Genomic DNA, 11,212 nt, shown 5'->3' on the forward strand with positions numbered 1-11,212 from the left:
TTCGAGAAGCCGGCCTCCAGGGGCCTTTCCCGACCGGGAACCATCGAGATCCGGTTCGTCCTCCTCAGTCCTCCTCCCCGGCCGTGCGCGCAAGGCCCCCGAACGGAGTCACCGCGCTCCTGGGCCGCATCCTGTGCGTTCCGGGTCAAGACCTGCCGCCGTCGGGCCCTACGGTCACTCCCGACCATGCCCGCCCCGCACCCGGTCTGGACACGCATGAAGAGCACACCGTCGTCACCAGCACCCGCAGGGACCGACTTCCCGTGGGCACCGCTCGCGGCACGTGTCTTCCGGGCGCTGTGGATCGCCCAGTTGGTCTCCAACATCGGCAGCTGGATGCAGACGGTGGGCGCCCAGTGGCTGCTGGTCGGGGACGGCGCGGCACTGGTGACGCTCGTGCAGACCGCCTCCAGCCTGCCCGTCGTGCTGCCGGCCCTGCCCTCCGGGGTGATCGCCGACCGCTTCGACCGACGCTCGGTGGTGCTGGTCGCGCAGTCCGCGATGCTCGCGGTGTCCGGTGCCTTGGCCGCGCTGGCGTTCACGGACGCGCTGTCGCCGACGCTGCTGCTCGTCCTCACCTTCCTGCTGGGGTGCGGTACGGCACTGATGGGCCCGGCCTGGCAGGCGATCCAGCCGGAGCTGGTGGAGCGCCGACGGCTCGGTCAGGCGACGGCGCTCGGCGCGGTGAACATGAACCTGGCCCGCGCCATGGGTCCGGCGCTCGGCGGGGCGGTGGTCGCGGCGGCGGGCGCGGGCTGGGTCTTCGCCTTCAACGCGGCCTCGTACCTGGGCATCGCGGCCGTCCTCCTGGTGTGGCGGCGTCCGCCGACGGCCACCCCCGACGCGGGAAACGAACGGCTGCCGGGACAACCGGGCCGAGTTCACGGACCGCATGCACCACGTGGCCCGGTCCAGACGCCGAACGGGAGCCCTCACCTGGGGCCTCTACCAGGACGGCAACGACCCGGAACGCTTCGTCGAGACCTATCTGGTCTCCTCCTGGTCGGAACACCTCGCCCAGCATCACGTCCGGCTGACGGCCACCGACCGCCGCCACGAGGAGAGGGCTCGTGAACTGCTCACGCCCGGGACCCTCCCCGAGGTGACCCATGCCTTCGACACCACGTCCGGACCTGCGGTACCGCATCAGGCGGCCACCGGCACCCCGGACTCCGACGCCTGAGACCTCCGTACTCCCCGAGCGGGACAGACAACAGCGCGCCCGGCACCGTGGCGGATCACATCGAGCGCGGTGCACGGTGCGCGGTGCGCGCGATGCCCACAGCACACCGGTAAACCGGCTCACAAGAACCGGTTGTCCATTGCGCCCCGCGCCGGGAAGCCCGGCCGGGTGACATCGTCACTGATCCTCCGATCGCGGAGCACCTGAGAACTACGACGGCGGGTTCCTCAAGTAGTCGACGGCGGCGAGGTCGTCGTTGTCGTGGCCGGCTGCGGCGGTCGCTTCGAGGCGGTCCCGGACGGCCTGGAGCAGAGGGGTGGGGGTGGCGGCCGCCGCGGCCAGCTCGATGTCCTTCAGGGCGAGTCGCACCGCGAATCCGGGCGTGTACGAGGCATCGTCCATGACGCCTACCTTCTGCAATTCGTACGGCATGGCGAGCGGGCCGGCCTCAAGCACCCGGACGAACGTCGTGTGATCGACGCCGAGCGCGTCGCACAGCGCGAGGACATCGCTCATGGCGACCGTCGAGGCAGCCATCCACGCGTTGACCACGAGCTTGACGGCGCTGCCCTCGACCCCTGTTCCGACGTGGAGCACGGACGAGCCGAGATCGTCGAGCAGGGGACGTGCCCGCTCCAGGACGCCCTCGGGACCGGCTGCCAGCCAGACGAGTTTGCCCTGCCGAGCGGGCGCGGTACTTCCCGAGACCGGTGCGTCGAGGTACGCCACACCGTGATCACGGGCGAGACCGGCCAGCAGGCCTGCGTGCCGCGGCCCTACCGTGCTCGCCTGCACCCAGACGGCATCGCTTTCGAGCCGCCCGAGGGCATCCGACATGACTTCCGCGACCGCATCGCCGTCACGGAGCACGGTGATGACGACGGACGCGCCGGAAACCGCATCACCCACCGTCCTCACTGCCGTGACCCCGGCAGCGTGCTCCGCCACCGTACGGGCCCTCTCCTCCGTGCGGTTCCAGAGCCGTACGTCGTGGCCGGTATCTCCGAGGCGCATCGCCATCGCGGCGCCGAGTGCGCCTGCTCCCAGAACAGCGACGGTGGAAGCGTGAGACATGGAAGACCCCTTCTCTGTTCTCCTTGTCCATTTGTCCATGTTCCGCCGGCACCCCGCGTCCCCGGGTATCCAGGTCGCAGGCGCCGGCGTCTTCGACGCGGACTCACGGTCCGGCGGTACGCCGCACGGTCAGCCCACCGCCACGCCGTAGGGGCTGGCACCGAGAGTGACGGTCGCGACGGCCTTGTGGGAATTCGGGTCGATGACCTTGAGGGTGCCCGCTCCCTGGTTCGTGACGTAGATCGCCTCGTCGGTGACCTCCAGGTTGAACGGGTCGGTGCCGGGAGGGCCCAGGGCAATGGTCGAAGACACACGGTGGCTCCTGGTGTCGATCACGGACACGTTGCCCGGACCGAGGTCGGCGGAGTAGGCGAAGCGTCCGCCGGGCTCGACCGCCACGTCGAAGGGGCCCTCGCCGACGGACACGGTGGTCACCTTTCCGGTACGGGTTTCGACGGCGAGGACGTGCGCTGCCACCTCGTCGGCGACGTAGGCCGACTTGCCGTCCGGTGTGATGGCGACGCCCACCGGAGAGCGCCCTGCGGGAAGGTCCCGGTCGACCCGGCGCGTGCGGGCGTTGATGACCGACAGGCTGCCGGACCCGGAATTCGCCACGTAGGCCGAACCACCGTCAGGGCTGAACGCCACGTTCACCGGAGACTTGCCGACCGGGATGGTCGAGGCCACCCGGTCGGTGCGGGTGTCGATCAACGAGACGTTGTCCGAACCGCCGTTGGTGACGTAGAGGAAGGCTCCATCGGGGCTGAGGCCGACACCGGTGGGGCTCTTTCCCACCGGCACGGTTGCGACGATCTTGTTGTTCCTGGTGTCGAGTACCGAGACCCGGTCCGAGCCGCTGTTGGCGATGTACACGTGCTTGCCGTCCTTGGCGACCGCGACGCCTTCGGGCGCCACGCCGGCCGGTGCGGTCGCGATGACCTTGTAGGTACTGGCGTCGATCACCGAGATCGTGTCGTCCTGCTGGTTCGTGACATACACGCGGCCACCGTCACCGGGGTGGACGGGCGCGACCGGCACGTCGGAGTCCTTGCGGACCGGGGCGGCGGGCGTACAGGAGATCAACAGGATCCCGATGCCCGCCGCGACTGCCGGCCGCAGCGTCCTGCCGGGGCGCCGACGGCCGTTGCCGACTCGGGTCCGCAGGGCAGAGAACATCTCGCCTCCTGTGCGCATTGCGATGGTTCGGTCCGAAACCGGGCGGGACGGCGTCTCGCCGACTCCCGCCGGAGCCAGAGAAGGATCAGGTCAGAAGCCCGCGAGCGTAGTAGTCCTTCTCGTCCCGAACTCCGGGAAGTGCGAAGAAGTATCCGCCGCCCCGGGGGCTGATGAACGGCACCAGTGTTTCGTCCTCCAGCCGGGTCTGCATGGCGACGTAGGTGTTCAGCTCTTGCTGGAAGCAGACGAACGCATGCCCCATGTCGAGTTCCGGTGGGTTGGGGCTCCGGTCGTAGTCGTAACTGCGACGCAGGATGGTGCTGGTCGCCGCGGTCTGCGGAGTCTGGGGATTGGCGAGGCGGATATGAGAATTCAGCGGGGTGATCAGGCCTTGCGGGTCGTTCGTGTAGATGGGGTCGAGGAGATCCGTGACGTTCTCATCCACGGCGTACATGGGGGCGCCACTCGCCTTGCGGCGGCCGAAGATCCGCTCTTGTTGAGCAACGGGCACCTTCTGCCACGCCTCGATGTAGAAGTGCACGATACGCACCACGTGGTACGTGCCGCCCGCGGCCCAAGCCGGTTCGGCGCCCTTCGGCTGGACCCAGACCACCTGATTCATCTGGGCGTCGTCGGTGACGCTCGGGTTGGAGATGCCGTCCTTGAAGCCGAACCAGTCACGCCGGACACCGACGGGTCGCTCCGGATTTCGCTGGCCGTCAATGCGCCAGCGCAGCTTCATGGCGGACTTGGTGTGGGTCAGGATGTCGAGCAGCGCGTGCACCGTCGTGTCGCGGTGATCGGCGCAGATCTGGATCAGCAGGTCGCCCTGGCTCAGCGAGGGGTCCAGGTCGTCGTGGCGGAAGGGCGTCATCGTGACGAGCTGGACCGGCTTGCGCTTACTCAGTCCGTAGCGGTCGTCGAAGAGGGACGCGCCCACTCCGACCGTGAGGGTGAGACCGTCCGCCACGAACGTGGGTCCCATGATGCCGTTGTCCGACGGTGTTGCGGTCGGGGGCACCTGCGGTGGCTTGCCGCCCGCCGTGAGAAAGCGGGCCCGCGCGGTCAGCGTGCGGAACAGGTCGGTGAGCTCCGCGCGGCCGGAAGCGGTCACGTCGAACGAGGCGAAAATCGCGTCCTGTTGGGGCTCAGTGGCGATGCCTGCCTGGTGATGGCCGTGAAAGGGAACCGTGCGGGATTTCGGTTGCTCCTTGCTCTCGACCATCGTGTCGGCGAGCGCCTCACCGCTGCCAGAGGCTGCCCCGCCCGCCACTCCGGCCACGCCCGCGGCGGCGCCGTGCAGAAACGACCGACGGGCAAACGCACCCGCCGGGCACCCTTCACCGCTCCACCCGTCCTCCAGGCTCGCGGATGTCTCGTCAGTCATGGTTCCTCTCAGGCAAGGAGCCCGGTGCCGAACCGTACGGCGCTGCCGCCATCGGATTCCGTGAACCGGCCCCGGCTCAAACCGCGCGCGACCGCACCCGGCAGCCCAACCGGCCTCCGGACTGCCGCCGGTGACACAACTGTTTCGCAAAACGTAATATATGGGACGGTCAGGCCCGCGCCACTTGAACAGACACCGCTCGGCAGACCTACCCCCCCAGCGACGTCGCGCCGGGATCACGGCCCCGTCGAGCGCGCGGCGGCGGTGACGCCCCGTACCGGCGCGGGAGCCCGAGCACACGCCAAGGAACTCACCGTACGGACCATCGGTGCGGCGGGCGGGTAACACACGGGCACGCACTCCGGGAGCAGGTCTTGTACGTGGCAGCTCGGACCGGGCGCCGCCCCGTTCCGGACAAGCCGCTCGACGCGTTTACGCATGACACGGAGCCAGGAGCGGTCTCATGAGGCCACCCCTGCGGCGACCTTCTTGATCAGGCCGGTGGCCTCGGCAGCTCTGGGCATGACTCGAGGAGACCAGCGGGATGCGGGACACCTTCACCGCTCCTTGCGAGCCGGCCCGAAGGTCCGCTCCACCGTCTGGAACGGCTCGTCCATGCGGGTGCTGTCCGGAGCGGATTCCCCCGCATCGTGCTGGACGAAGTCCACCACCAGCGACCGCCTGACCCCGAAGACCGCGTCCCGCTCCACATAGGGGTCGTCACTGCGGACCAGCATGGTGATCAGTGGCTCGAAGCTCTCAGCATGCAGGTTTCCCCGATGGCGGGCGTCGACCTCCACCGACTGGCGCAGGCCGCCGGGAAGGGAGCCTCGGGCTGTGGGTGCCAGGGAGGTGCGCGTAGCCGGAGGCTGTGGGACAAAGGCCTGCCCCGTGGCGGCCGGGCAGGTCACAGCACCGGCGTCTGAACACAGGCGGGCATGCCGACGCCTCCTGAAAACCGCGCACTCGGCACGTGCCACGCTGCGATGACAGACTGACGGCAGTCAGCTTTCAGTAGGGTTCATCCCGTTCTGTCCGTTACTCGTCGGTCGTCGCACGGTAGGGAGCTGGATCGTGACCACCTCCGTCCTTGTAGGGGGAAGCAGTGGGCTGGGTCGTGCCGTGGCCCAGCGGCTCGCGGACCGCGGCGACAGCGTCGTCATCACCAGCCGCTCCCAGGAGCGCGCCACGGCCGTGGCCAGGGAGATCGGTGGCGCTGCCCAGGGGCTGGCTCTCGACCTGGCACGGCCGGAGACGATCGCCGACGCACTCGCCGAGGTGGGCGAGGTCGACTGTCTGGTCATCAGCGCCATCGAGCAGAGCACCAACTCCATCGACGACTTCGACATCGCGGCCGCGGTGCGGACCGTGACCATCAAGCTGGTTGCCTACGTCGAGACGGTGCGGGCTCTGCACGACCGGCTGACCTTCGATGCGTCCGTGGTGCTCTTCGGCGGCCTGGCCAAGGAACGCCCCTATCCCGGCTCCACCATGGTGACCACCGCCAACGGGGGCATCAGCGCCCTGGTGCGGACCTTGGCGGTGGAGCTCGCGCCCCGTCGCGTCAACGCGATCCACCCGGGCGTCGTGGGAGACAGCCCGAAGTGGATCGACGTGCCGGACCATCCCCACGCGCCACGCACCCCCATCGGGCGCCTGGTGACGACGGCGGAGGTCGTAGGCGCCACCGAGTTCCTCCTCCGTAACACCGGCATCAACGCCGTGGATCTCTTCGTGGACGGCGGGTTGCGCGTGACCTGACGGCCGTCGCCGACTCCGGGGAGCCGCGTTCCCGCCGGGGGCAGACGAATGTCATGCGGTGGCTTCCCGTTGTTCCTGGGCCGCGCGTGTGATGGCGCGTCGGATGGGTTCGTAGCCTGTGCACCGGCAGATGTTGGAGCCGACGACGCCCGCGATGGCCTCCGGGTGGTCTGCGAGGTCGGGATCGGTATCGAGCGCTCCTGCGGCCACCATGAGGAAGCCGGGTGTGCAGAAGCCGCACTGGAGCGCGTGCTCGGCCGAGAAGGCACGTTGCAGCGGGTGGGGTTCTCCGTCGGGTCCCTCGAGGCCCTCCACCGTACGGACGGAGCTGCCGTCGCACTGCACGGCCAGCACCAGGCACGCGCGGACCGGCTCGCCGTCCATGAGCACGGTGCAGGCCCCGCAGATGCCGTGCTCGCACCCCAGATGCGTACCGGTCAGGCCCAGGTCGTCACGCAGGACGTCGGCGAGCAGGCGCCGGGGCTCCACGTCGAGGCGGTGTGCGGTTCCGTTCACCGTGAGCGTGATCTTCATCGGTGGTCCCCCTCGCGTGCGGCGAGACGTGCGCGCAGATCGAGCGCCGCCTCGCGGAGTGTTCTGCCGACCAGGACGGCGATGGCCTGCCGCTTGTACTCCACGTCGGCGTACGGTTCGGCGAGCGGTGCGGCGTCCTCCCGGGCGGCGACGCGGCCGGCGCGGGCGAACGGATGGTCGTCGGGCAGCCGCCGCCCCGCGGGGAGCGGGCCGATTTCGGTATCGAGCAGGGTGCGTTCGGCGGCACGGGCCCGTACCGGGCGGTCGGCGGAGTTGACCAGTCCGATCCGCGCGTCGCCGATCACTCCGTCGTGCACCGTGAGAGCGGCCGCGACGGCAACCTGGGCGAAGCAGAAGTGGGTACGGCGGTGCTCGACGAAGCCGACCCCGGTGTGCTCGCCGAGCAGCGGGAGCCGTACGGCGGTGATCAGTTCCTGCGGTCGGCGTGCGGTGCGGTACGGCCCCAGGAAGTAGTCGCCGGCCGGGATCGCGCGGGCGTCGTCGGGGCCGGTCACCTCCACGACGGCGTCCAGGGCGACGCCGATGGCGCACCATTCCGAGGCGGGATGGGCCCAGCCGAAGCTGCCGGCCATGGTCCCGCGAGAACGGATCGGCGGGTGGGCGATGTTGACGACGGCCCGTGACAGCAGGGTGCCGAGCGGGCCCGGTACGGCACCGGCCGGCTCGAAGGCCGCGTGGCGGACGAGGGCGCCCACGCGCAGTTCGTCGCCCTCGACGCTCATGCAATCCAGTTCCGGGATGCGGTTGATGTCGACGACGAGTTCGGGGCGGATGCGCTGCAGGTGCATCTCCAGGATCAGGCTCTGTCCTCCGGCGAGCACCTGGGCCTTGCGCCTGGTGCCGCCGAGTGCCTCGACGGCCTCGGCGACCGTGCGGGGGACCACATAGTCGAAGGACGCGGGTTTCACCGGACGCCTTCCTCATGTTTCGGGGCCTGCGCCGCCCGCCAGACACTGCCCGGGGTGAGCGGCATCTGCAGCAGGCCGGGATCGGCGATCCGCAGGGCATCTGCCACGGCGTTGACAATGGCGGCCGGGGTACCGATGCAGCCCGACTCCCCCGCGCCCTTGGCGCCCAGCGGGGTGCCGGGGCCGGGTGTGCGAGTGTCCTTGATGTCGATGGGCGGGACCTCCGTGAACGTCGGGAGCAGGTAGTCCAGGAATCCGTTCGCCAGCTGCGGCACGCCGGCGTCGTCGAACGTCATGCCTTCGTAGAGGGCCTGGCCGATACCCTGTACGGCCGATCCGAACGCCTGCCCGCGCACCACCGTGGGGTTGAGGACCACGCCGCAGTCGTCGACTGCCACGAGCCGCAGGACGTTCACCGTGCCCAGCTCCGGATCCACCTCGGTCACCGCAGCGTGTGCGCCGAAGGGGAACGCCATGGCGGCCTCGTAGCGCTCCTCCACCCGCAACGGGCCGGTCGACTTCACCAGATCGCCGAGGCCGGTGGCCGCCGAGCCGTCGTGGGCGGTGTGTACGGCGCCGTCCGCCCACTCGATCTCGTCGACCGAAAGGTCCCACAGGTTCGCCGCCCTGGCGCGCGCCTCCTCGATCAGGCGGGTCGCGGCGTGCTGGAGCATGGCGCCGTCGACCTGGGCCGACCGGCTGGCGAACGAGCCCAGTCCTTCGGGCTGTTCGTCGGTGTCGCCCTCGACGAGGCGGACCTGCGCCTCCGGGATGCCGAGGACCTTGGCCACCAAGGCGGGGAAGACCGTCTCGTGCCCCTGGCCGCTCGGGGCCGCTCCGCAGCGTGCGGTGACGGTGCCGTCCTCGTGGACTTCCAGGCTGCCGAACTCGTGCAGGCCACCGGATTCGCCGCCCGAGCGCTCCACATAGCACGAGACACCGATGCCCAGCGGCAGCGCGTCCGGATCCTCGCGACGACGGGCCCGCTCCGCGCTCCACTCCTCGTGGCCGAGCGTCTCCAGCGCCAGGTCCAGGGCGGCGGCGTAGTCCCCGCTGTCGTAGCGGCGTCCGGTCGGCGTCTCGTACGGGAAGGCATCGGGCGGAATGAAGTTGCGCCGCCGCAGCTCGATCGGGTCGATCCCGAGTCGCCGGGCGAGCAGGTCCATCGCCCGCTCGATCGCGATCACCGCCTCGGGACGCCCGGCGCCACGGTACGGGTAGGTCACCATGGTGTTGGTGAGCACCGACCGCAGGGTCGCATGGACGCGTGGGGTCGTGTACGCGCCGGTCGCCATCCACGCCGTCTGCATCGGCAGTCCCGCGCCCAGGTGCGGATAGGCGCCGACATCGGCGTCGATCGTCAGCTCGTAGGCGAGGAGCCGTCCTTCCGCGTCGGCGGCCAGGCGTACGGTCTGGTCCTGTCCCCGGCCCCGGGTGGCGACGAGCATGGACTCCAGGCGGTCCTCGATCCATCGGACCGGCCGGCCGAGCTTCACCGCCAGGTGGACGACAACCACGAACTCGGGGAACGCGGCACTCTTCGACCCGAAAGCGCCTCCGGTGTCCGGGACGACGACCCGGATCCGGTCGGCGGACCAGCCCAGAGTCGCTGCCAGTTCACGCCGTAGCCGGTGCGGCATCTGGTGCCCCGACCACACCGTCAGCCGGTCTCCGTCCGGTACGGCGAGGATCGTCCGGCATTCCATGGGGCTGGGCATCAGCAGTTGCTGACGGTACGTGGCCTCGACCACGGCGGCGGCGTCCTGCCAGACGGACGGATCGACGGGCTCTCCCGCCTCGCCGCGCAGGGCGATGTTGCTCAGTCCGTCGAACAGCCGTACGGAATCGTCCAGCGCCGCGGCGGGTGTCACCACGGCGGGCAGCGGATCGATCGTGGTGGTGACCTCGGCGGCCCCGTCCTCGGCCCGGTACCGGTCCTCCCCGAGGACGACCGCCAGCGCCTCGCCCGGATATCGCACCCGGTCCGTCACGAGGGCCGGCCACTCCCGGCCCGCTACGGCGTCCTCCGTGGAGAGCCTGGCCAGCAGGGTGTACGGAACCGGCGGAAGCTCCGGCAGATCCGCGGCCGACCAGGCTCCCACGACCCCGGGCACATCACGGGCCGCCGTGCAGTCCACGGCGCGCAGTACGCCGTGGGCCACCTTGCTTCTCACGAATGCCGCGTCCAGACATCCAGGAACGTGGATATCGGCAACATACCGGCCTTTCCCGGAAAGCAGCCGCTCGTCCTCACGCCTTGTCCATTGCTCCACAGCAACACCCCGTTCGTGTCTTTGCGGGAGCTGACACCATTCCGACGCCATTTCGATGGACGGCACGCCGGTGGAATTCAGCTGCTCGAATACTAAGGGCTGCCCCGTAATCCCTGGTGGATCAGCGTGCGGGCGTCGGATGTGGTGCATCGCACTCTCCCGGATCCGGTGCGCTCAGGGGCACCTACGCGTGCGCTCGCGGACAACGCGGCCCTCGGTCCGGCCCCTAGCGTCGACCGCGCACGTTTCGGCACGACATCGCAGGAGGCACGCCATGACCACCAGCTCCCAGCCCACGAGCAGCCAGCCGTGGTTGCACCAGAAGGGCTCGGTCATCCAGGAGTTCGGGACCGTCAAGCAGTTCCCCCTCGCTCTGTCCTACGAGGCGCGCATGTACTCCTCCCAGCGCCTGAACAAGGTGCTGGCGGACACCCAGATACTCTACGGCCTCTACAAGAAGCACCACTGGAGCATGCGGGGCGCGACCTTCTACCAGCTGCACCTGCTCCTGGACAAGCACGCGGGAGAGCAACTGGAACTCGTCGACATCCTCGCCGAGCGTGTCCAGACGCTGGGAGGTGTCGCCGTGGGCGATCCGCGGCACGTCGCCGGTATCACGTCGATTCCGCGCCCGCCGGACGGTGTGGAGGAGGTACCGGCCATGCTCTCGCGACTGCTCGAAGCCCACGAGATCATCCTCACGGATGCCCATGACGCGGCCACCCGCACCGCCGAGCTGGGCGACGACGGCACCAACGACCTGCTGGTCTCGCAGATCGTCCGCACCGGCGAACTGCAGGCATGGTTCCTGGCCGAGCACCTGGTGGACACCCCGCTGGTGCGCGCCTGAGCCGTCCGCACGGCACTCAGAGGTGCGCAGCGTCGGGCGAGTGGA

At 69.7% G+C, this 11,212-nt stretch carries 10 protein-coding genes and 1 pseudogene; 4 read left to right on the plus strand and 7 right to left on the minus strand.

Annotated features, from left to right (window positions below):
- Positions 1-216: 216 nt before the first annotated feature.
- Positions 217-798: pseudogene (locus ACFV8T_RS30590) on the plus strand (MFS transporter); the annotation flags it as partial.
- A 94-nt stretch (positions 799-892) separates the two neighbouring features.
- A complete protein-coding gene (locus ACFV8T_RS30595) occupies positions 893-1,183 on the plus strand; it encodes an MFS transporter (RefSeq protein ID WP_385333913.1) in 291 nt (96 codons plus the stop codon).
- Between the two features lie 210 nt (positions 1,184-1,393).
- Here ACFV8T_RS30595 and ACFV8T_RS30600 read toward each other — a convergent pair whose 3' ends face one another.
- From ACFV8T_RS30600 to ACFV8T_RS30615, 4 genes are all read right to left on the minus strand, one after another.
- Positions 1,394-2,296, minus strand: coding sequence for an NAD(P)-dependent oxidoreductase (locus tag ACFV8T_RS30600; protein WP_385333915.1), 903 nt, complete (start codon positions 2,294-2,296; stop codon positions 1,394-1,396).
- A 90-nt stretch (positions 2,297-2,386) separates the two neighbouring features.
- Positions 2,387-3,433 (minus strand): beta-propeller fold lactonase family protein, encoded by a 1,047-nt coding sequence (locus ACFV8T_RS30605; RefSeq protein ID WP_385333918.1) that lies wholly within the window; start codon positions 3,431-3,433, stop codon positions 2,387-2,389.
- Positions 3,434-3,518: 85 nt separating this feature from the next.
- Complete coding sequence (locus tag ACFV8T_RS30610; RefSeq protein WP_385333921.1) at positions 3,519-4,820, minus strand: Dyp-type peroxidase; 1,302 nt, start codon at positions 4,818-4,820, stop codon at positions 3,519-3,521.
- A gap of 557 nt (positions 4,821-5,377) precedes the next feature.
- Positions 5,378-5,557, minus strand: coding sequence for a hypothetical protein (locus ACFV8T_RS30615; RefSeq protein WP_385333924.1), 180 nt, complete (start codon positions 5,555-5,557; stop codon positions 5,378-5,380).
- 337 nt (positions 5,558-5,894) lie between these two features.
- Between ACFV8T_RS30615 and ACFV8T_RS30620 the strand changes: the two genes are divergently transcribed.
- Positions 5,895-6,581: an SDR family NAD(P)-dependent oxidoreductase gene (locus tag ACFV8T_RS30620; protein ID WP_385333927.1), complete on the plus strand. Its 687-nt coding sequence runs from the start codon at positions 5,895-5,897 to the stop codon at positions 6,579-6,581.
- A gap of 51 nt (positions 6,582-6,632) precedes the next feature.
- On the opposite strand, the gene ACFV8T_RS30625 is transcribed toward ACFV8T_RS30620, so the two are convergent.
- The 3 genes from ACFV8T_RS30625 to ACFV8T_RS30635 are packed head-to-tail and all read right to left on the minus strand — an operon-like array spanning position 6,633 to position 10,218.
- Positions 6,633-7,115: a (2Fe-2S)-binding protein gene (locus ACFV8T_RS30625; RefSeq protein WP_385333930.1), complete on the minus strand. Its 483-nt coding sequence runs from the start codon at positions 7,113-7,115 to the stop codon at positions 6,633-6,635.
- Positions 7,112-8,044, minus strand: a complete 933-nt coding sequence (locus tag ACFV8T_RS30630) for an FAD binding domain-containing protein (protein ID WP_385333933.1) — start codon at positions 8,042-8,044, stop codon at positions 7,112-7,114. The genes ACFV8T_RS30625 and ACFV8T_RS30630 overlap by 4 nt, the downstream gene beginning before the upstream one ends.
- Complete coding sequence (locus tag ACFV8T_RS30635; protein ID WP_385333935.1) at positions 8,041-10,218, minus strand: xanthine dehydrogenase family protein molybdopterin-binding subunit; 2,178 nt, start codon at positions 10,216-10,218, stop codon at positions 8,041-8,043. The genes ACFV8T_RS30630 and ACFV8T_RS30635 overlap by 4 nt, the downstream gene beginning before the upstream one ends.
- Before the next feature lie 373 nt (positions 10,219-10,591).
- Here ACFV8T_RS30635 and ACFV8T_RS30640 point away from each other — a divergent pair, with 373 nt between their 5' ends.
- Complete coding sequence (locus ACFV8T_RS30640) at positions 10,592-11,167, plus strand: Dps family protein (protein ID WP_385333937.1); 576 nt, start codon at positions 10,592-10,594, stop codon at positions 11,165-11,167.
- Positions 11,168-11,212 lie beyond the last annotated feature (45 nt).

This window comes from Streptomyces sp. NPDC059832 (assembly GCF_042731715.1).
In the GTDB taxonomy this organism is placed as follows: domain Bacteria; phylum Actinomycetota; class Actinomycetes; order Streptomycetales; family Streptomycetaceae; genus Streptomyces.

Bases quoted from the DNA above. Each gene is read 5' to 3' on its own strand.
- ACFV8T_RS30615 (WP_385333924.1), bottom strand. From the start codon at position 5,557: ATGCTGGTCCGCAGTGACGACCCCTATGTGGAGCGGGACGCGGTCTTC.
- ACFV8T_RS30640 (WP_385333937.1), top strand. From the start codon at position 10,592: ATGACCACCAGCTCCCAGCCCACGAGCAGCCAGCCGTGGTTGCACCAG.
- ACFV8T_RS30595 (WP_385333913.1), top strand. From the start codon at position 893: ATGCACCACGTGGCCCGGTCCAGACGCCGAACGGGAGCCCTCACCTGG.
- ACFV8T_RS30610 (WP_385333921.1), bottom strand. From the start codon at position 4,820: ATGACTGACGAGACATCCGCGAGCCTGGAGGACGGGTGGAGCGGTGAA.
- ACFV8T_RS30600 (WP_385333915.1), bottom strand. From the start codon at position 2,296: ATGGACAAATGGACAAGGAGAACAGAGAAGGGGTCTTCCATGTCTCAC.
- ACFV8T_RS30605 (WP_385333918.1), bottom strand. From the start codon at position 3,433: ATGTTCTCTGCCCTGCGGACCCGAGTCGGCAACGGCCGTCGGCGCCCC.
- ACFV8T_RS30625 (WP_385333930.1), bottom strand. From the start codon at position 7,115: ATGAAGATCACGCTCACGGTGAACGGAACCGCACACCGCCTCGACGTG.